We start from the raw sequence: 18,447 nt of genomic DNA on the forward strand, positions 1-18,447 counted from the left end.
GCTTCGTGCCGGGTGCGTCCCGCGGGCCCCCTCGCGAGCGGGCCCGGGGCGGCGCGGGTGCCTAGAAGACGGACTCCGCCTCGTCCATCCGGTCCTTGGGCACCGTCTTCAGTTCGGTCACCGCTTCCGCCAGCGGCACCATCACGATGTCATTGCCGCGCAGAGCGGTCATCCGGCCGAAGTCGCCGCGGTGCGCGCCCTCCACGGCGTGCCAGCCGAAGCGCGTGGCGAGCACCCGGTCGAACGCGGTCGGCGTGCCGCCGCGCTGGACGTGGCCGAGGATGACCGGCTTGGCCTCCTTGCCCAGCCGCCGCTCCAGCTCGTACGCCAGCGCGGTGCCGATGCCCCGGAAGCGCTCGTGGCCGTACTGGTCGATCTCGCCGTGGCCGTAGTCCATGGTGCCCTCGGCGGGGTGGGCGCCCTCGGCGACGCAGATCACGGCGAACTTCTTGCCGCGGGCGAAGCGCTCCTCGACCATCTTGACCAGGTCGGCCGGGTCGAAGGCCCGCTCGGGCAGGCAGATGCCGTGCGCGCCGGCCGCCATGCCGGACTCCAGGGCGATCCAGCCCGCGTGCCGGCCCATGACCTCGACGACCATCACACGCTGGTGGGACTCGGCCGTCGTCTTCAGCCGGTCCATCGCCTCGGTGGCCACGCCCACGGCGGTGTCGAAGCCGAAGGTGCGGTCCGTGGAGGAGATGTCGTTGTCGATCGTCTTCGGCACGCCGACCACCGGCAGGCCCGCGTCCGACAGCATCCGCGCCGCCGTCAGGGTGCCCTCGCCGCCGATCGGGATGAGCGCGTCGATGCCGAAGTCGCGGATCATGTCGGAGGCGTTCTCGCAGGCCTCGCGCAGCCGGTCGCGTTCCAGGCGCGAGGAGCCGAGAATGGTGCCGCCGCGGGCGAGGATGCCGCTCACCGCGTTGAGGTCCAGGCGCCGGTAGTGCCCGTCCAGCAGGCCCGCGTAGCCGTCCTCGAAGCCGATGACGTCGTCGCCGTACGTCGTGACCGCTCGGTGCACGACCGACCGGATCACCGCGTTCAGCCCCGGACAGTCGCCGCCTGCCGTGAGAACTCCGATACGCATCGTGCTGTGTCTCCTGCTCGCTGTGGACACCGGTGAGCCAGTCCGATTGTTTCACGTCCCCCAGATGGACGCCGCTTCCGCTCCCTCCGCCCCGGTCCGCCCTCTTCGCTCACCGCCACTGACGGGCGCCTTATCCATCGCCAAGGGTATTGTCAAGGGGGTTCCGCTCACCCCAGTGGGCGAAGGTGACCGGCCCGGAGTTGTCCCCGACGAAACGGAGAGCACGCGTGACCCGCAGCGTGTACGTGACCGGCATCGACCGCGGCGACGGCCGCCAGGTCGTCGAGCTGGGGGTCATGGAACTCCTGACCCGGCAGGTCGACCGGGTGGGGGTGTTCCGCCCGCTCGTGCACGACGGTCCGGACCGCCTCTTCGAGCTGCTGCGCGCCCGCTACCGGCTGTCCCAGGATCCGGCGACCGTCTACGGCATGGACTACCAGGAGGCCTCCGCCCTCCAGGCCGAGCAGGGCACGGACGAGCTGGTGTCGGCGCTCGTCGACCGCTTCCACCTGGTCGCCCGCGACTTCGACGTCGTCCTCGTCCTCGGCACCGACTACGCCGACACCCAGCTCCCCGACGAGCTGTCCCTCAACGCCCGGCTGGCCAACGAGTTCGGCGCCTCGGTGCTGCCGGTGGTCGGCGGCCGCGGGCAGAACGCCGAGTCGGTGCTCGCCGAGACCCGCAACGCCTACCGCGCCTACGACGGCCTGGGCTGCGACGTCCTCGCCATGATCACCAACCGGGTGGCCCGCGAGGACCGCGACAAGATCGCCGAGCGGCTCGCCGGCCGGCTGCCGGTGCCCTGCTTCGTGGTGCCGGACGAGCCCGCGCTGTCCGCGCCGACGGTCGCGCAGATCACCCAGGCCCTCGGCGGCAGGGTCCTGCTCGGCGACGCCTCGGGACTGTCGCGCGACGCCCTCGGCTTCGTCTTCGGCGGCGCCATGCTGCCGAAGCTGCTGCACGCGCTGACCCCGGGCTGCCTGGTGGTCACCCCGGGCGACCGGGCCGACCTGGTCGTCGGCTCGCTCGCCGCGCACAGCGCCGGCACCCCGCCGATAGCCGGCGTGCTGCTGACCCTCGACGAGGTGCCCGGCGAGGAGATCCTCACCCTCGCCGCCCGCCTCGCCCCGGGCACCCCGGTCGTCTCGGTCTCCGGCAACAGCTTCCCCACCGCCGAACGGCTGGCCGGCCTGGAGGGCAAGCTGAGCGCGGCCACCCCGCGCAAGGCGGAGACCGCGCTCGGCCTGTTCGAGCGGTACGTCGACACCGCCGACCTCAAGCGCCGCGTCTCGGCGCCGAGCAGCGACCGGGTCACGCCGATGATGTTCGAGCACAAGCTGCTCGAACAGGCCCGTGCCGACAGGCGGCGGGTGGTGCTGCCGGAGGGCACCGAGGAGCGGGTGCTGCACGCGACCGAGGTGCTGCTGCGCCGGGGCGTGTGCGACCTGACCCTGCTGGGGCCGGTGGACCAGATCCGCAAGAAGGCCGCCGACCTCGGCATCGACCTCGGCGACTCGCAGCTGATCGACCCGGCCGTCTCCGAGCTGCGCGACGCCTTCGCCGAGCGGTACGCCAAGCTGCGCGCCCACCGGGGCGTCACGGTCGAGCTGGCCTACGACGTCGTCTCGGACGTGAACTACTTCGGCACCCTCATGGTCGCGGAGGGCCTCGCCGACGGCATGGTGTCGGGGTCCGTGCACTCTACGGCGGCGACGATCCGGCCCTCCTTCGAGATCATCAAGACCACGCCGGAGTCGTCCATCGTCTCCTCCGTCTTCTTCATGTGCCTCGCCGACCGGGTGCTCGTCTACGGCGACTGCGCGGTCAACCCCGACCCGGACGCCGAGCAGCTCGCCGACATCGCCGTGCAGTCGGCGGGCACGGCCGCGCGGTTCGGCGTGGAACCGCGGATCGCGATGCTGTCGTACTCCACCGGCACCTCCGGCTCGGGCGCCGACGTCGACAAGGTGCGGGAGGCGACCGAGCTGGTGCGGCTGCGCCGGCCGGACCTGAAGATCGAGGGGCCGATCCAGTACGACGCCGCCGTCGAGCCCTCGGTCGCGGCCACCAAGCTGCCGGGCTCCGAGGTGGCCGGGCAGGCCACCGTGCTGATCTTCCCCGACCTGAACACCGGCAACAACACCTACAAGGCCGTGCAGCGCTCGGCCGGGGCGATCGCGGTCGGCCCGGTGCTGCAGGGTCTGCGCAAGCCCGTCAACGACCTGTCCCGTGGCGCCCTCGTGCAGGACATCGTCAACACCGTCGCCATCACGGCGATCCAGGCCCGTACGCCCGCCACCTGACGTCGTAGAAAGAGCTGTTGAACACCGTGACTGCACACCGCGCGGCGACCCGTGTCCTCGTCCTCAACTCCGGCTCCTCGTCGCTGAAGTACCAACTGCTGGACATGCGCGAGGCCGGTCGGCGGCTGGCCGTCGGCCTGGTGGAGCGCATCGGCGAGCAGACCTCCCGGCTCAAGCACACCTGTGTCGACGCGGGCGACACCCGGGAGCTCAACGGGCCGATCGCCGACCACGACGCCGCGCTCAAGGCGGTCGCCGAGGAGCTCACCCGGGACGGCATCGGCCTGGACTCGCCGGAGCTGGCCGCGATCGGGCACCGCGTGGTGCACGGCGGCATGTTCTTCACCGAGCCGACCGTCGTCGACGACGCCGTGCTCACCGAGATCGAGCGGCTGATCCCGGTCGCCCCGCTGCACAACCCGGCCAACCTCACCGGCCTGCGCACCGCCATGGCGCTGCGCCCCGACCTGCCGCAGGTCGCCGTCTTCGACACCGCGTTCCACACCACGATGCCGGAGTCCGCGGCGCGCTACGCGATCGACGTGAAGATCGCGGACCGGCACCGGGTGCGGCGCTACGGCTTCCACGGCACCTCGCACGCGTACGTCTCCCGGGCCGCCGCACGGCTGCTGGGCAAGGCGCCGGAGGAGGTCAACGTCATCGTGCTGCACCTGGGCAACGGGGCCTCGGCCTCGGCGGTCCGGGGCGGCCGGTGCGTGGACACCTCCATGGGGCTGACGCCTTTGGAGGGGCTCGTGATGGGTACGCGGTCCGGTGACCTTGATCCGGCCGTCATCTTCCATTTGCAGCGGGTCGGCGGAATGTCCATGGACGAGATCGACACTCTTCTCAACAAGAGGAGCGGTTTGTTCGGTCTGTGCGGCGACAACGACATGCGGGAGATTCAGCGCCGTATCGACGAGGGCGACGAAGAGGCGCGGCTCGCCTTCGACATCTACATCCACCGGCTGAAGAAGTACATCGGCGCCTACTGCGCGGTACTCGGCCGGGTGGACGCCGTGGTGTTCACCGCGGGGGTCGGCGAGAACGCGGCGGCGGTGCGGGCGGCGGCGGTCTCGGGCCTGGAGGGGCTGGGCCTGACGGTCGATCCGGAGCGCAACGCCGTACGGGACGACCGGGCCCGGCCGATCTCGCCGGACGGCGCGCGGGTCATGGTCGCCGTGGTTCCGACGGACGAGGAAATGGAGATCGCCAACCAGACCTACGCACTGGTCGGAAAGGACGACTGAGGGAATTCGACGGCACTCGCCTGAGCGGGAACCCGCCCATTTGTATCTTCCGCCAGACGGAATATTCCGCAGCGAAACAAACCGATAGGATCGCCCCATGCGCCGTTCGAAAATCGTCTGTACTCTCGGCCCCGCGGTCGACTCCCACGAGAAGCTCGTCGCCCTGATCGAGGCCGGCATGAGCGTGGCCCGGTTCAACTTCAGCCACGGCACGCACGCCGAGCACCAGGGGCGGTACGACCGCGTCCGCGCCGCGTCCAAGGAGACCGGCCGGGCCATCGGTGTCCTCGCCGACCTGCAGGGCCCGAAGATCCGCCTGGAGACCTTCGCCGAGGGTCCCGTCGAACTCGAGCGGGACGACGAGTTCACCATCACCACCGAGGACGTCCCGGGCGACAAGCAGATCTGCGGCACGACCTACAAGGGGCTGCCGGGCGACGTCTCGCGCGGCGACCAGATCCTGATCAACGACGGCAACGTCGAGCTGAAGGTCGTCGACGTCGAGGGCCCGCGGGTCAGGACGGTCGTCATCGAGGGCGGTGTGGTCTCCGACCACAAGGGCATCAACCTGCCCGGCGCCGCGGTGAACGTCCCCGCGCTGTCCGAGAAGGACATCGAGGACCTTCGCTTCGCGCTGCGCATGGGCTGCGACCTGGTCGCCCTGTCCTTCGTCCGCGACGCCAAGGACGTGGACGACGTCCACCGCGTGATGGACGAGGAGGGCCGTCGCGTCCCGGTCATCGCCAAGGTGGAGAAGCCGCAGGCGGTGGAGAACATGGCGGACGTCGTGATGGCGTTCGACGGCGTGATGGTGGCCCGCGGCGACCTGGCCGTGGAGTACCCGCTCGAGAAGGTCCCCATGGTGCAGAAGCGCCTGATCGAGCTGTGCCGTCGCAACGCCAAGCCGGTGATCGTGGCGACCCAGATGATGGAGTCGATGATCACCAACTCCCGCCCGACCCGCGCCGAGGCCTCCGACGTGGCCAACGCGATCCTGGACGGCGCCGACGCGGTCATGCTGTCGGCCGAGTCGAGCGTGGGCGCCTACCCGGTCGAGACCGTGAAGACGATGTCGAAGATCGTCCACGCGGCCGAGGAGGAGCTGCTGTCCAAGGGCCTGCAGCCGCTGGTGCCCGGCAAGAAGCCGCGCACGCAGGGCGGCGCGGTCGCCCGTGCCGCCGCCGAGATCGCCGACTTCCTCGGCGCCAAGGGCCTGGTGGCCTTCACCCAGTCCGGCGACACCGCCCGCCGGCTCTCCCGCTACCGCGCGGCCCAGCCGATCCTGGCGTTCACCACGGACGAGTCCACCCGCAACCAGCTGACGCTGAGCTGGGGCGTGGAGCCGCACGTCGTGCCGTTCGTCGCCAGCACCGACGAGATGGTCGAGCTCGTCGACCAGGAGCTCGTCAAGCTGAACCGCCTCAACTCCGGCGACACGGTCATCATCACCGCCGGCTCGCCCCCCGGCGTCCCCGGTACCACCAACATGGTCCGCGTCCACCACCTGGGCGGCGGCGACCGCGACTAGGGCCGTTGGGGCCGTCCGGCCGCGGAAGGCCTCGTACGGCACTGAGGGCGCCCCCTGCGTCGCAGGGGGCGCCCTCGTGTGTGCGGCTCCCGAACGGGTCCGTGGCGGTGCTCAGTCGGTCGTGTACAGGTGCATCCCGGGCACGTGCAGGTTGCCGCCGAACTGCGCCGCCTGGACCACCTTCACCTTGGTGAAGTAGATCAGCGGGATGTTCAGCGGCGGCGGGTTGTCCGGGTCGAACGTCACCGGGATCAGTCCGAGCAGGTTGCCGGAGATGCTCTCGGTGTACATGACCGTGTCGCCGCCGGTGATCGTGGACTTCGAGCCCTTGGCCGCCTGCACGTGGTAGGTCTTGCCGGACTGCTTGTCCTTCACCGTCTGGTGCAGGTCCCCGATGTCCGTACCGTCGGAGATGACGTACTTCAGCACCTTCTTGACGGTGCCGTTGGCCGTGCGCACCTCGACGACGCCCTTGTAGTCGGCGCCCTTGAGCGTCAGCGAGCTGGCGTCCAGGTACCAGGGGTCGTCCGCCAGGGGCACCTTGTTGTCGACGCCGCCCTGCGCGTCGGTGGCCGCAGGGCAGTTGGACGGGTCCGTGGTGGAGCTCGCGGACGGGTCGGCCGCGGCGGTGGCCGCGCCGGCCGTGTCCTTGACCGTCCCGGTCACGTCCTGGGCCGCCTTGGACGCCGTGTCGGTGGTGTTCTTGACGGTGTTCTCGACCGTCCCCGTGACCTTGCCGGTCGTGTCCTTGACGGTGTCGGTCAGGCTCGTGCCGGAGCTGCTGTCCTTGGTCGCGCTCGCCGAGGGCGAGGCGGTCGCGGACGGCGTGGCCGTCGACGTGCCGGACGCGGAGTCCGTCGAGGAGCCTCCGGTGAAGATGTCCCCGATGGTGTCCCCGATGCCGCCGAGCAGGCCGCCGTCGCCGCTCGTGGACGCGGACGGGCTCGGCGAGGCGGTGCCGCCGCCGGAGGAACCCGAGCCGCTGTCCGACGTGGTGGCGGACGGCTGGGGCGTGGCCGTCTCGCCGGAACCTGAATCCGACGAGGAGGACGAGCCCGAGGAGCTCCCCGACGAGCCGGACGTCGCCGACGGGGACGGCTCTGCCGAACCGTCCTTGCCGCCGGTGGAGCCGGTGGAGCTCGCCGAGGCGGACGGCGAGGGCGAGGCCGAGGCCTTGTCCTTGGAGTCCAGCGCGGCGACGCAGTTCTTGTACTCGTCCGCCGTCAGGCTGTTGGCGGACGACGGGGAGGTGCTGTTGCCGTCGGCGACGGCCAGGGTCGAGGTGAACCCCATGCCCATGAGGACCGCCGTGGGCATGGCCGCCATGGCTATCGCCTTGCCGGCCGGCATGTGGAACCTGGTGAACAGCGGCTTCCTGGGGGCCGCGTGGCGCGGCCCGGTTCTCACACGGGACTCGTCCACATCAGTCCCGTGGGTCACCTCGTCAGCCGGCACTGTGCCTCCCGTTCGCCCCGTTGGCCGGGCTCGTTCCAGACAGATCGTTCGGCTCGCTCGCCCCGTCCGCCGCGGCGGCGGGAACACCCGCGCCGGCCTCCTCGGCCGGCTGCGCCGCACCCGGCGCCCACGCCACGGCCATCGCCCCGCCGATGAGCGTGAGCAGGAAGCCGACGACGAAGCCGCCGAAGTTGGAGACGGGCAGGGACACCAGGCCCAGCAGGATCGCCGCGATGCCCGCGAAGACCCGTACGTGCTTCTGGAACCAGAGGCTGATGCCCAGGACGATGAGCAGCACACCGATGATCAGGGATCCCGCTCCCGCGGTGGTGGCCATCGTCAGTGTCAGATGGCCGACCTGGAGATGGGCGTACGGGAAGTACATGATCGGCAAGCCGCCGAGCAAGACGAACAGACCGGCCCAGAACGGTCGGGTGCCCCGCCAGGCGCGGAACTGCAGCCTCCGGCGGCTGAACTGGCCGGCGGGTACGGCAGGAGTCTCGGCGCTCATGGAAAACAGCTCCCTGGTGCGGCGTTGCTGTGGTGAGGGGTTACTGCGGTGGTGTGGGGGGTGTGTGAAGAAGCGGATGAAAGGGGGAACGGGCGGGGGCGCCCTTCGGCTCCCCCGCCCGTCACCGAGCGCCTAGTAGCACTCGTGCGTACCCGTCTTCAGCGACATCTTCAGACCGCTGAGCTTGAAGGTACCGGCAGTGGTCGCCCACGCCGTCTGCTTCACGTCGGTCAGCGTGGCCGAGTCGGCCTGCTGGGCGAATCCGTAGGGGTTCGCCGTCTCGCCCTGCTTGATGCCAGGACCCTTGGCGGCGTCCTTGGCGGCCACACCGATGTCGATGTTGTTGAACGTCGCGTCGGCGTTGAGGTCGGCGACGTCGATGTAGAGGTTGTCCGCCTCGACCGGCTTGCTCTCGCCCGCCTTCAGAACCAGGCTCACCGAGCCCAGCAGCGGGATGTCCGGCGTGACGACGGACTGGCACATGTTGTTGATCGTGGCGTCCTTGAACGCCGAGACCGCAACCGGGTGCGCCGTCTTCTTGCCGTCGAGGGTGTACCCCGAGTCGATCGCGCCGTACTGCTCGAACCCGTGGCCGACCAGCTTGTCCGCCGTCACCTTGAACGACTGACCCGACACGCTGAACGACGCGGCGAGGGCACCCTGCGCCAGGGCCACGCCTATCGCTGCCGTGGCGGCGACGCTGGGCACCATGACCACAGCGAACCGCTTCCATCTGGTCCCGCCACGCACCTGGGACTCCATATTTCCTCCTTCTCGGACGTACATCTCCTGGCGCCGGCTCGCCCCAGGGCGGCGGCTCAGCCGGGCAGGGATGGGAGAAGTGCTACGTCCTCGGGAAGGAGAGCGCCTGCGCCCGGTGGCGCGAAAAGCGCCCGAACCGCCGGCGATCACCCCCGAGCGACAACCACTGGTCGCGCCTGACACGCATCACGCACAACCCTGCTGGACAGGCTTCGCCAGTGGCGAAGACCCCCCTGTCCTAGGGCCGGCGCCACTGCCGCCGGCCCTGCTCGGTGGGGACCCAGAGAATCCCGCGACCCAACCGGATGCCGGGTACGGGAATGGACCGAGCGTGAGCGATCGTGGTGCATTCCGGCCGCCCGCACAAGGGGGTTCGTTACTGGCTAGTAACGGCCGGATAACCGAGGAACGACTCGCCGGTCTCGAACGGCGACGCTCGGTGGCATCGTGGGTCAGAACAAAACTATTGATCATTGGACAGAAGTAGACAGAACCACAGCCCTGACTTACTGCCAGTAACAGCGGCCGCGATTGCCAAGTTTTGGCAAAGCGCGGCCGCTGTGGCGCCTCGTCGGCGAATCTTTCACACCGGCATCACAGGCACCGGCGTTTAGTGACTGGTCAGCAGACGGCTCTCGATCGGCTCAGAACAGCGCCCGCGCCAGCGCCCGGCGCGCCCCCGTCACCCTGGGGTCCTCGGCCCCGACGAGCTCGAAGAGCTCCAGCAGCCGCATGCGGACCGTGTCCCGGTCGTCACCGGCGGTGCGCCGCACGGTGTCGATGAGCCGGCCGAACGCGTCCTCCACGTGCCCGCCCACCAGGTCCAGGTCGGCGGCGGCGATCTGCGCCGCGACGTCGGCCGGCTTCTCGGCGGCTTCCTTGCGCACCCGCTGCGGGTCCAGGCCCTGCACCCGCTGGAGCAACTCGGCCTGCGCCAGGCCGAGCTTGGCCTCCGGGTGGGCCGGGTCCTCGGCGAGGACGTTCTTGTACGCCTGGACCGCGCCGCCCAGGTCGCCCGCGTCCAGGGCCAGCGCGGCGGCCTCGAGCGCCGCGTCGTACGGTCCGGCCGGGGCCTCGGCGGCGGCGACCGGGCGGCCGCCCGGCTCCGCCTCCGGGTCGACGGTCAGGCCGGTCAGGCCGAAGCGCTGCTCGGCGACCTGCACCAGCTGGTCCAGGGTCTGCCGGATCTGCGCCTCGCCGGCGGCCCCCTGGAACAGGGGCAGGGCCTGGCCCGCCACCACCGCGAAGACGGCCGGGATCCCCTGGACCCCGAACTGCTGCATCAGGAGCTGGTTGGCGTCGACATCGATCTTGGCGAGGAGGAAGCGTCCGTTGTACTCGACGGCCAGTCGCTCCAGGACCGGGCTCAGCTGCTTGCAGGGCTGACACCACTCGGCCCAGAAGTCGATGACGACGGGCACCTCGGCGGAGCGCTGCAGGACATCGCGTTCGAAGGTGGCCTCGTCGACGTCGATGACCAGGTCGGCCGGGGAGATCGCCCCCGGGCCGCCCTGCCGGGCCGCTTCGGCGCGCGCCTGCTCCGCCTTCGCCTTGGCCTCCTGGGCCGCCTTCACCGCGGCGAGGTCGACGACTCCGCTCATGGACATGTTCCGTGGCTGCATGCGTCTATCCTCCCCCGTTCCGCGCGCCCATGTGAAAACCGCTGTGAAAGCCGCCCCGTACGGGGCGGTTGGGCGCCGGGTCCCCACCGGGCGCCGCAGGGTGATGCTGTGTGGTCGTCGCTCGCACGGGTGTGTTCCCGTGCTTTCGATACGACCCGTAGCGTAATGGCACGCGGTGCCTCGAGGAAACCACACCTCGGTGATCTCCCTCACGACGACACAGGAACCGGCGGTTTATGGTCATGCCATGCAGAGCCGCACTCCCGCCGCCCGCGCCGGGCGTCCACGCAGCGCCGCCGCCGACGCCGCGATCCTGGCCGCGACGCGGGAGGCCCTGGTCGAGCTGGGCTGGTCCAAGCTCACCCTGGGGGACGTGGCCCTGCGGGCCGGGGTGGCGAAGACGACGCTGTACCGCCGCTGGGCGGGCAAGAACGAACTCGTCGTGGACGCGGTCGCCGAGCTGTTCGACGAGCTGACCCTGCCCGACCGGGGCAGCCTCGCCGCCGACATCGAGGGCGTGGTGCTGCAGTTCTCGGCGATCCTGGCCCGGCCGGAGGCCAAGAGCGGCCTGATGGCGGTGGTCGCCGAGTCGACCCGCGACGACGCGCTGCGCGAGCGCATCCGGGGCTCGATCGTGGAGCGTCAGAAACGGCTGGTGCTGGAGGGCCGGGCCCGGGCCCAGGCCCGCGGCGAACTGCCCCCGGAGCCGGACCCGGAGGAGGCGGCCCGCATGGTCGACCTCATCTACGACGTGGTGGCGGGCGCGGTGGTGCACCGCACCCTGGTGAGCGCGGAGCCGGCGGACGAGGTGTGGGTGCGCGACTTCACCCGGGTGCTGCTCCTGGGCCTCACCTCACCCCCCTGAGACCCGACCGGATCCCCGCCCCGGCGGCCCGCCGCGTCGCCCACCAGGCCACGCGCCGCGGCCCCTTCCCGGTGGACCTCCGAGCCACCCACCAGGCCACCCGCCGTGAGGTCTTGCCGGTCGCCCTACGAGCACCCCACCAAGCCACCCGCCGCGACGTCCTACCGGTCGCCCGGCGAGCCGTCCACCAAGCCACCCGTCGTGAGGACTTGCCGGTCGCCCTACGAGCACCCCACCAAGCCACCCGCCGCGACGTCCTACCGGCAGCCCGGCGAGCCGTCCACCAAGCCACGCGCCGCGGCGCCTTCCCGGCAGCCCGCCGCGTCGCCCACCAGGCCACCCGCCGTGAGGTCTTGCCGCCCGCCTGCCGAGCCGTCCACCAGGCCACCCGCCGCGACGTCCTACCGGTCGCCCGCCGAGCACCCCACCAGGCCACCCGCCGCGGCGCTTTCCCAGTCGCCCGCCGAGCCGCCCAGCCGGTCACCCGCCGCGGCCCCTTCCCGGCAGCCCGGCGGGCCACCAGACGCGGTGCCCACCCGGAGGCCGGGCGGGCCGCCCGTCGCAGGGCCTTCCCGGTCGCCCGCCGGCCCGCCCGGAGCGGCAGCAGCCGTCCGGGCGCCCGGCGGACCCCCCGGCGGAGGGTCCGGCCGGGCGTGTTCCGGGTGGTGCGGGGCGGCATCAGAAGCCCGCCGGCTCCGTGTACACCCCCCACTCGTCGCGCAGCACCTGGCAGATCTCGCCCAGGGTCGCTTCCGCGCGTACCGCGTCCAGCATCGGCTCGATCATGTTGGAGCCGTCGCGGGCGGCGCCCAGCATGGCGTCCAGCGCGGCCCGCACCGCGGTCTCGTCCCGGTGTCCCTTGCGCTCGCCGAGGACCCGGACCTGCTCGCGCTCCACCTCGTGGCTCACCCGCAGGATCTCCAGGTCGCCGGTGACGGATCCGGTGGCGACGTTGACGCCGACGACCCGCTTGTCGCCCTTCTCCAGCGCCCGCTGGTAGCGGAACGCGGACTCGGCGATCTCGCCCGTGAACCACCCGTCCTCGATGCCGCGCAGGATGCCGGAGGTGATCGGGCCGATGGGGTGCTGCCCGTCGGGGTGCGCCCGCAGACCGCGCTCCCTGATCTGCTCGAAGATCTTCTCCGCGTCCGCCTCGATGCGGTCCGTCAGCTGCTCGACGTACCACGAACCGCCCAGCGGGTCGGCCACGTTGGCGACGCCGGTCTCCTCCATGAGCACCTGCTGCGTGCGCAGCGCGATCTCGGCGGCCTGCTCGCTCGGCAGCGCGAGCGTCTCGTCGAGGGCGTTGGTGTGCAGCGAGTTGGTCCCGCCGAGCACCGCGGCCAGCGCCTCCACGGCGGTGCGCACCACGTTGTTGTACGGCTGCTGGGCGGTCAGCGAGACGCCGGCCGTCTGGGTGTGGAAGCGCAGCCACTGCGCCTTCTCCGTCTTCGCGCCGTACACGTCCCGCATCCAGCGCGCCCAGATGCGGCGCGCCGCGCGGAACTTGGCGATCTCCTCGAAGAAGTCGACGTGCGCGTCGAAGAAGAAGGACAGGCCGGGGGCGAAGACGTCGACGTCCAGGCCGCGGGAGAGGCCCAGCTCGACGTAGCCGAAGCCGTCCGCGAGCGTGTACGCGAGCTCCTGCGCGGCCGTCGCCCCGGCCTCGCGGATGTGGTAGCCGGAGACCGACAGCGGCTTGTACGCGGGGATGCGGGCCGCGCAGTGCTCCATCAGGTCGCCGATCAGCCGCAGATGGGGCTCGGGCTGGAAGAGCCACTCCTTCTGGGCGATGTACTCCTTGAAGATGTCGGTCTGCAGCGTGCCGTTGAGGACGGAGACGTCCACGCCCTGGCGCTCGGCGGCGACCAGGTACATGCAGAAGACGGGCACGGCCGGCCCGCTGATCGTCATCGACGTGGTGACGTCGCCGAGCGGGATGTCCTTGAACAGCACCTCCATGTCGGCCGCCGTGTCGATGGCGACCCCGCAGTGGCCGACCTCGCCGAGCGAGCGCGGGTCGTCGGAGTCGCGGCCCATCAGCGTCGGCATGTCGAAGGCGACCGAGAGGCCGCCGCCGCCCGCCGCGAGGATCATCTTGTAGCGCTCGTTGGTCTGCTCGGCGTTGCCGAACCCGGCGAACTGCCGGATGGTCCAGGTGCGCCCCCGGTAGCCGGTCGGATACAGCCCGCGGGTGAAGGGGTACTCCCCGGGCCAGCCGATCCGCTCGAACCCGTCGTAGGTGTCCCCGGGCCGTGGGCCGTAGACCGGCTCCACGGGGTCGCCGGAGAGCGTGGTGAAGTCAGCGTCGCGCTTGCGTGCGGCGTCGTACCGGGCCTGCCAGCGTCGGCGGCCCTCCTCGATGGCGTCAGCGTCCATACCCCCGAATTTACTAGGACGTCCTAGTAACTGTCGACGGCTGGCCGCCGCACGTGTTCCGTACGGCGGTGAGGGCGTCGGGAAGACTACGCCTTGACGGCGGCCGGGGCGGGGTCCTCGACCCGGGCCTCCAGCTCGCGGCTGACCTTGCGCTCCACGAAGAACGCCGCGGTCGGGACGGTCCCCGCCACCAGCACCCAGAGCTGCTTGCCGACCGGCCACTTGGCCTTGGCGCCCAGGTCGAAGGCGAAGACCAGGTAGAGGACGTACAGCCAGCCGTGCGCGATGGCCACGACACGGGTGACGTCCGCGGCACCGTCGACGCCCAGCCCGTACTTGGCGATCATGCTCAGGCACAGGAGCACCAGCAGGACGCCGGTGACGTAGGCCATGACGCGGTAGCGGGTCAGCACGCTCTTCTTCATGCCGTCGAGCGTAACCGCCCGTTCCGGGAGATCTTGCCCGGGGTCACTCCCCGTCGAAGTCGTGCGCGGCGACCCTGAGCGGCCGCAGCATGGCGAAGATCTCGGCGCACTCCTCGGCGTCGTACACGCCGAGCCCGAAGTCCATCGCCATCAGGTCGCGGGTGGCCGCGTCCACGACCTCCCGTCCCTTCCCGGTGATGACGGCGAGGGTGCCGCGCCCGTCGTTGGGGTTGGGCCGCTTGTCCACCAGACCGGACCTGACCAGCCGGTCCACGGTGTTCGTCACGGACGTGGGGTGCACCATGAGCCGCTCGCCGATCTTGGACATCGGCAGTTCGCCTGCCTTGGAGAAGGTGAGCAGCACCAGTGCCTCGTACCGCGCGAACGTCAGTCCGTACGGCTTGACCACCGCGTCGACCTCGGCCAGCAGGATCTGGTGCGCCCGCATGATCGAGGTGATGGCGGCCATGGACGGCACGTTTCCCCAGCGCTGCTTCCAGAGCTCGTCGGCGCGGGCGATGGGGTCGAAGGGGAGACTGAGGGGCTTCGGCACGTCATCAGACCCTACCGGTCGGTCATATCGTGGTCAGCCCCGTCTCGCCCACCGGGACCCCGCTCCCCGCCGCGAACGGTGCGGCGGGACCGGCGACCGGCCCTAACCGTCGGCCAGGTGGCGCTCGACCGTCTCCACCTTGGAGGTGAGCCCGTCGGTCACCGAGGGGCGGATGTCCGCCTTCAGGACCAGGGACACGCGCGGGGCGCGCGCCTCGACCGCGGCGACGGCGCGCCTGACCACGTCCATCACCTCGTCCCACTCGCCCTCCAGCGAGGTGAACATCGCGTCGGTGCGGTTCGGGAGGCCGGACTCGCGGACCACCCGGACGGCGTCGGCGACGTACTCCCCCACGTCCTCGCCGACGCCCAGCGGCGTCACGGAGAAGGCGACGATCATGCGTTCACGACCCCCTCGCGGCGGGCGCGGGAGGCGATCACCGCGTCCTCGGCCTCGCGCCGGAGCCTGCGCTCGGCGAAGAAGCCGCCGGTCGGCAGCACGGAGAGGACGAAGTAGAGCGCGGCGGTCCGCAGCGGCCACTTGGCGCGGTTCCAGGCGTCCGCCCAGAAGAGCACGTACAGCACGAACAGGAGGCCGTGGATCGCGCCCATCACGGGCACCGCGTTGAAGTCCGTGGTCCGCTTCAGGACCGAGCAGACCAGCAGGAGCAGGAAGGAGACGGCCTCGGGGGCCGAGACCAGGCGCAGGCGGCGCAGGGCGGTGGCGGTCTTGATGTCCACGGATCACCTTCGGTGGGAGAGACGCTTCGGGCGCGGGCCGTTTGTGAACGCGAGCACAAACGTCCGTCCATTGTGGCAAACCCGAGGGCGGCGGACGGGGAGGGGGCCGCGGCGCACCGACCCCGAGAAGGACTCGGGGTCCGTCTCCACCCGTGGGACCTGTCGGCGGCCCGTGGCGACCGCTACCTTCGCAGCGTGGCGATGTTCCGACTTCAAGGAAGCAAGGTCCTCGCCGTCGACATGACCGGGGACGCCGTGAAGGCGAAGAACGGCTCGATGGTCGCGTACGACGGGCAGATGGCCTTCAAGAAGCTGTCCGGCGGCGGTGAGGGCCTGCGGGGCATGGTGACCCGGCGGCTGACCGGCGAGCAGATGACCGTGATGGAGGTGCGCGGGCAGGGGACCTGCTGGTTCGCCGACCGCGCCTCCGAGATCAACCTGGTCGCCCTGCGGGGCGACAAGCTCTACGTCGAGTCCAGCAACCTGCTCGCGACGGACGCGGGCCTGCGGACGGGCACCACGTTCACCGGGCTGCGCGGGGCCTCCCAGGGCAACGGGCTGTTCACGACGACCGTCGAGGGCCACGGCCAGGCGGCGATCACGTCGGACGGGCCGGCCGTGGTGCTGCGGGTCGGTCCGCAGTACCCGCTGATCGTGGACCCCGGCGCGTACATCGCCCACCAGGGGAACGTCCGGCAGTCCTTCCAGTCCGGTGTGACGTTCCGCACGCTGCTCGGCGAGGGCGGCGGCGAGGCCTTCCAGATCCGGTTCGAGGGGGACGGCCTGGTGTACGTGCAGCCGAGCGAGCGGAACACGATCGCGGGGGATCTCTGAGATGGCCTTCCGCGAACTCAACTCCAAGATCGTCGAGGCGTCCGTCGTACCCGGTCGGCGGCTGTTCAGCCAGCGCGGCGCGATGCTCGCCCACCGGGGCGACGTCTCCTTCACCCCCAACGTCCAGGGCGGCCAGGGCGGCCTGATGTCCATGATCGGGCGCCGGGTCGCGGGCGAGGCCACCCCGCTGATGACCGTGGAGGGCGACGGCACGGTGCTCTTCGGGCACGGCGGCCACCACGTCCACGTCATCCACCTCACCGGCGACACGCTGTACGTGGAGGCGGACCGCCTGCTCGCCTTCGAGGGCACGCTCCGCCAGGGGACCATGTTCATGGGCTCGCAGGGCGGGATCATGGGCATGGTGCGCGGGCAGGTCACCGGCCAGGGGCTGTTCACCACCACGCTCCAGGGGCAGGGCTCGGTGGCCGTCATGGCGCACGGCGGGGTCTTCGAGCTCCCGATCACCCCGCAGCGCCCGGTCCACGTCGATCCCCAGGCCTACGTCGCCCACCACGGCGAGGTCCGCAACAAGCTGTCGACCGCGCTGGGCTGGCGCGACATGGTGGGCCGGGGTTCCGGCGAGGCGTTCCAGCTGGAGCTGAGCGGCAGCGGCACGGTGTACGTCCAGGCCTCGGAGGAGAAGCTGTGAGCGCATACGGGGGCACCGGGCCCGTGGTGTACGACCCCACGACCCTGCCGGCCGACGACAACGTCAACCCGTACACCTTCTGTGTGGACCTGAAGGGGAGCCAGTGGTTCCTGCAGAAGGGGAAGATGATCGCCTACTACGGGGCGATCGAGTTCAACGGCATCGGACACGGCCGGCTCGACCGACTTGTCCGTACCTCGTTCCATTCGCCTCTGCACGCGAGCGACTGGGTCGTGGCGGAGGGCTCGGGCCGGATGCTGCTCGCCGACCGGGCCTTCGACGTCAATTCCTACGATCTCGACGACGGCAACCTGACCATTCGCTCCGGCAATCTGCTCGCTTTTCAGCCAAGTCTCGCCCTCAAACAGTCGATCGTGCCGGGCTTTCTGACACTCATCGGAACCGGGAAGTTCGTGGCCGCATCTAACGGGCCGGTGGTGTTCATGGAACCCCCGATCCGGGTGGACCCGCAGGCGCTCGTCGGCTGGGCCGACTGCCCCTCGCCGTGCCACCACTACGACCACGGCTACCTGACGGGGGTAATGGGCGGCCTACGTGCGATGACGGGCCTCGGCGGGGCCTCCGGTGAGGAGCACCAGTTCGAGTTCGTGGGAGCCGGTACGGTCCTGCTCCAGTCGTCCGAGACCCTCATGGCCGAGCAGGCCACCGGGGCGGTCCCTGCCGAGCCCGGAGTACCGGGGGGCGCGGGGTCTGCCGGGGGTCACGGACCGCTGGCCGGCGCACCGCGCCTTCCCGGACAGCTGGGAGACCTCCAGCGTCGCTTCGGGCTGTGAGCGGTAGTCTGCGGAGTGTGACGGATCGAACGCCTGCACACCGTCATGCCACCCCTCACTAGTTCGCCTTTCAACTTTTTAGGTAGACTTCATTCATGGAGACCGAGACGGCCACCCCCTGGCTGACCGATGCGGAGCAGTGCGCCTGGCGCACCCACCTGGAGGTCAACAGGCTGTTGACGTACCAGCTCGAGAAGGACCTGCAGCCGTTCGGACTGACGATGAACGACTACGAGATCCTCGTGAACCTCTCCGAGTCGGAGGACGTACGGATGCGGATGAGCGACCTCGCGTCCGCCACCCTCCAGTCCAAGAGTCGGCTCTCGCACCAGATCACCCGCATGGAGAACGCGGACCTGGTGCGCCGTGAGAACTGCGAGTCGGACCGCCGGGGGCTGTACGCGGTGCTGACCGAACACGGCATGGAGACGATGCGGAAGGTGGCGCCGCACCATGTGGCGTCCGTGCGCAGGCACTTCATCGACCTGCTGGACCCTGAGGCGCTGGGCGAGCTGGACAAGGCCCTCAAGCCCATCGCCGAGCATCTGCGGGGGCAGCGGGGGCGCCCGTAGCGCGTCGGGGCCGCCGCCCCCGACGACGGCGGCGGGGGGGGGCCCCGCGGGGGGGGGGGCCCCCCCCCCCCGGGGGGGGGGGCGCGAACAGCGGGACCAGGCCCACACCCACCCA

At 70.9% G+C, this 18,447-nt stretch carries 18 protein-coding genes; 8 read left to right on the forward strand and 10 right to left on the reverse strand.

Features of this window, described 5'->3' with window-relative positions; genetic code table 11:
• Positions 1-61 precede the first annotated feature (61 nt).
• Entirely contained in the window at positions 62-1,087 is a 1,026-nt protein-coding gene (locus ACIPM1_RS29690) for an ATP-dependent 6-phosphofructokinase (RefSeq protein ID WP_402439788.1), read from the reverse strand.
• A gap of 227 nt (positions 1,088-1,314) precedes the next feature.
• On the opposite strand from ACIPM1_RS29690, the gene pta reads away from it, so the two are divergent.
• The 3 genes from pta to pyk all read left to right on the forward strand — a co-directional run bounded on the left by pta (position 1,315) and on the right by pyk (position 6,168).
• Positions 1,315-3,390: a phosphate acetyltransferase gene (pta, locus tag ACIPM1_RS29695; RefSeq protein WP_402439790.1), complete on the forward strand. Its 2,076-nt coding sequence runs from the start codon at positions 1,315-1,317 to the stop codon at positions 3,388-3,390.
• 26 nt (positions 3,391-3,416) lie between these two features.
• On the forward strand, positions 3,417-4,640 hold the full coding sequence (locus tag ACIPM1_RS29700) for an acetate kinase (protein ID WP_402439792.1): 1,224 nt from the start codon (positions 3,417-3,419) through the stop codon (positions 4,638-4,640).
• Between the two features lie 97 nt (positions 4,641-4,737).
• Positions 4,738-6,168: a pyruvate kinase gene (gene pyk / locus ACIPM1_RS29705; protein WP_402439794.1), complete on the forward strand. Its 1,431-nt coding sequence runs from the start codon at positions 4,738-4,740 to the stop codon at positions 6,166-6,168.
• A 111-nt stretch (positions 6,169-6,279) separates the two neighbouring features.
• Here the strand turns inward: pyk and ACIPM1_RS29710 are convergent, their stop codons facing one another.
• The 4 genes from ACIPM1_RS29710 to ACIPM1_RS29725 all read right to left on the reverse strand — a co-directional run bounded on the left by ACIPM1_RS29710 (position 6,280) and on the right by ACIPM1_RS29725 (position 10,518).
• Complete coding sequence (locus tag ACIPM1_RS29710) at positions 6,280-7,623, reverse strand: hypothetical protein (protein ID WP_402439796.1); 1,344 nt, start codon at positions 7,621-7,623, stop codon at positions 6,280-6,282.
• Entirely contained in the window at positions 7,613-8,134 is a 522-nt protein-coding gene (locus tag ACIPM1_RS29715) for a DUF6114 domain-containing protein (protein WP_402439798.1), read from the reverse strand. The genes ACIPM1_RS29710 and ACIPM1_RS29715 overlap by 11 nt, the downstream gene beginning before the upstream one ends.
• Positions 8,135-8,266: 132 nt before the next feature.
• Complete coding sequence (locus ACIPM1_RS29720; protein ID WP_402439800.1) at positions 8,267-8,896, reverse strand: DUF6230 family protein; 630 nt, start codon at positions 8,894-8,896, stop codon at positions 8,267-8,269.
• A gap of 644 nt (positions 8,897-9,540) precedes the next feature.
• Positions 9,541-10,518, reverse strand: coding sequence for a tetratricopeptide repeat protein (locus ACIPM1_RS29725; RefSeq protein WP_402439802.1), 978 nt, complete (start codon positions 10,516-10,518; stop codon positions 9,541-9,543).
• Positions 10,519-10,765: 247 nt separating this feature from the next.
• Between ACIPM1_RS29725 and ACIPM1_RS29730 the strand changes: the two genes are divergently transcribed.
• The gene (locus ACIPM1_RS29730; RefSeq protein WP_356194134.1) at positions 10,766-11,383 is read left to right on the forward strand and encodes a TetR/AcrR family transcriptional regulator; all 618 of its coding nucleotides are present in this window, start codon (positions 10,766-10,768) and stop codon (positions 11,381-11,383) included.
• Positions 11,384-12,061: 678 nt separating this feature from the next.
• Here ACIPM1_RS29730 and ACIPM1_RS29735 read toward each other — a convergent pair.
• The 5 genes from ACIPM1_RS29735 to ACIPM1_RS29755 all read right to left on the reverse strand — a co-directional run bounded on the left by ACIPM1_RS29735 (position 12,062) and on the right by ACIPM1_RS29755 (position 15,480).
• Complete coding sequence (locus ACIPM1_RS29735; RefSeq protein ID WP_356194136.1) at positions 12,062-13,762, reverse strand: methylmalonyl-CoA mutase family protein; 1,701 nt, start codon at positions 13,760-13,762, stop codon at positions 12,062-12,064.
• Between the two features lie 86 nt (positions 13,763-13,848).
• Complete coding sequence (locus ACIPM1_RS29740) at positions 13,849-14,187, reverse strand: DUF3817 domain-containing protein (RefSeq protein WP_356194138.1); 339 nt, start codon at positions 14,185-14,187, stop codon at positions 13,849-13,851.
• Positions 14,188-14,230: 43 nt separating this feature from the next.
• Positions 14,231-14,740, reverse strand: coding sequence for a MarR family transcriptional regulator (locus ACIPM1_RS29745; protein ID WP_356194141.1), 510 nt, complete (start codon positions 14,738-14,740; stop codon positions 14,231-14,233).
• Between the two features lie 102 nt (positions 14,741-14,842).
• Positions 14,843-15,139, reverse strand: a complete 297-nt coding sequence (locus ACIPM1_RS29750; protein WP_402439805.1) for an MTH1187 family thiamine-binding protein — start codon at positions 15,137-15,139, stop codon at positions 14,843-14,845.
• Positions 15,136-15,480: a DUF3817 domain-containing protein gene (locus tag ACIPM1_RS29755; RefSeq protein WP_402439807.1), complete on the reverse strand. Its 345-nt coding sequence runs from the start codon at positions 15,478-15,480 to the stop codon at positions 15,136-15,138. Before ACIPM1_RS29755 ends, ACIPM1_RS29750 begins: the two co-directional genes overlap by 4 nt.
• Positions 15,481-15,681: 201 nt before the next feature.
• Here ACIPM1_RS29755 and ACIPM1_RS29760 point away from each other — a divergent pair, with 201 nt between their 5' ends.
• The 4 genes from ACIPM1_RS29760 (at position 15,682) to ACIPM1_RS29775 (ending at position 18,332) form a co-directional block, all read left to right on the forward strand.
• Positions 15,682-16,314 (forward strand): AIM24 family protein, encoded by a 633-nt coding sequence (locus ACIPM1_RS29760; RefSeq protein ID WP_402439921.1) that lies wholly within the window; start codon positions 15,682-15,684, stop codon positions 16,312-16,314.
• A 1-nt stretch (position 16,315) separates the two neighbouring features.
• Positions 16,316-16,966: an AIM24 family protein gene (locus ACIPM1_RS29765; RefSeq protein WP_402439809.1), complete on the forward strand. Its 651-nt coding sequence runs from the start codon at positions 16,316-16,318 to the stop codon at positions 16,964-16,966.
• A complete protein-coding gene (locus ACIPM1_RS29770; RefSeq protein ID WP_402439811.1) occupies positions 16,963-17,760 on the forward strand; it encodes an AIM24 family protein in 798 nt (265 codons plus the stop codon). Before ACIPM1_RS29765 ends, ACIPM1_RS29770 begins: the two co-directional genes overlap by 4 nt.
• 95 nt (positions 17,761-17,855) lie before the next feature.
• On the forward strand, positions 17,856-18,332 hold the full coding sequence (locus tag ACIPM1_RS29775; RefSeq protein ID WP_356195657.1) for a MarR family transcriptional regulator: 477 nt from the start codon (positions 17,856-17,858) through the stop codon (positions 18,330-18,332).
• Positions 18,333-18,447: the final 115 nt, after the last annotated feature.

Source organism: Streptomyces sp. NPDC086766 (assembly GCF_044746005.1).
In the GTDB taxonomy this organism is placed as follows: Bacteria; Actinomycetota; Actinomycetes; order Streptomycetales; family Streptomycetaceae; genus Streptomyces.

What these genes read in the sequence shown, in the direction of transcription:
- ACIPM1_RS29750 (WP_402439805.1), bottom strand. Translation starts at nt 15,139, where the DNA reads ATGATCGTCGCCTTCTCCGTGACGCCGCTGGGCGTCGGCGAGGACGTG.
- ACIPM1_RS29690 (WP_402439788.1), bottom strand. Translation starts at nt 1,087, where the DNA reads ATGCGTATCGGAGTTCTCACGGCAGGCGGCGACTGTCCGGGGCTGAAC.
- ACIPM1_RS29765 (WP_402439809.1), top strand. Translation starts at nt 16,316, where the DNA reads ATGGCCTTCCGCGAACTCAACTCCAAGATCGTCGAGGCGTCCGTCGTA.
- ACIPM1_RS29760 (WP_402439921.1), top strand. Translation starts at nt 15,682, where the DNA reads ATGTTCCGACTTCAAGGAAGCAAGGTCCTCGCCGTCGACATGACCGGG.
- ACIPM1_RS29715 (WP_402439798.1), bottom strand. Translation starts at nt 8,134, where the DNA reads ATGAGCGCCGAGACTCCTGCCGTACCCGCCGGCCAGTTCAGCCGCCGG.
- ACIPM1_RS29735 (WP_356194136.1), bottom strand. Translation starts at nt 13,762, where the DNA reads ATGGACGCTGACGCCATCGAGGAGGGCCGCCGACGCTGGCAGGCCCGG.
- ACIPM1_RS29720 (WP_402439800.1), bottom strand. Translation starts at nt 8,896, where the DNA reads ATGGAGTCCCAGGTGCGTGGCGGGACCAGATGGAAGCGGTTCGCTGTG.
- pyk (WP_402439794.1), top strand. Translation starts at nt 4,738, where the DNA reads ATGCGCCGTTCGAAAATCGTCTGTACTCTCGGCCCCGCGGTCGACTCC.
- ACIPM1_RS29730 (WP_356194134.1), top strand. Translation starts at nt 10,766, where the DNA reads ATGCAGAGCCGCACTCCCGCCGCCCGCGCCGGGCGTCCACGCAGCGCC.
- ACIPM1_RS29775 (WP_356195657.1), top strand. Translation starts at nt 17,856, where the DNA reads ATGGAGACCGAGACGGCCACCCCCTGGCTGACCGATGCGGAGCAGTGC.
- ACIPM1_RS29725 (WP_402439802.1), bottom strand. Translation starts at nt 10,518, where the DNA reads ATGCAGCCACGGAACATGTCCATGAGCGGAGTCGTCGACCTCGCCGCG.
- ACIPM1_RS29740 (WP_356194138.1), bottom strand. Translation starts at nt 14,187, where the DNA reads ATGAAGAAGAGCGTGCTGACCCGCTACCGCGTCATGGCCTACGTCACC.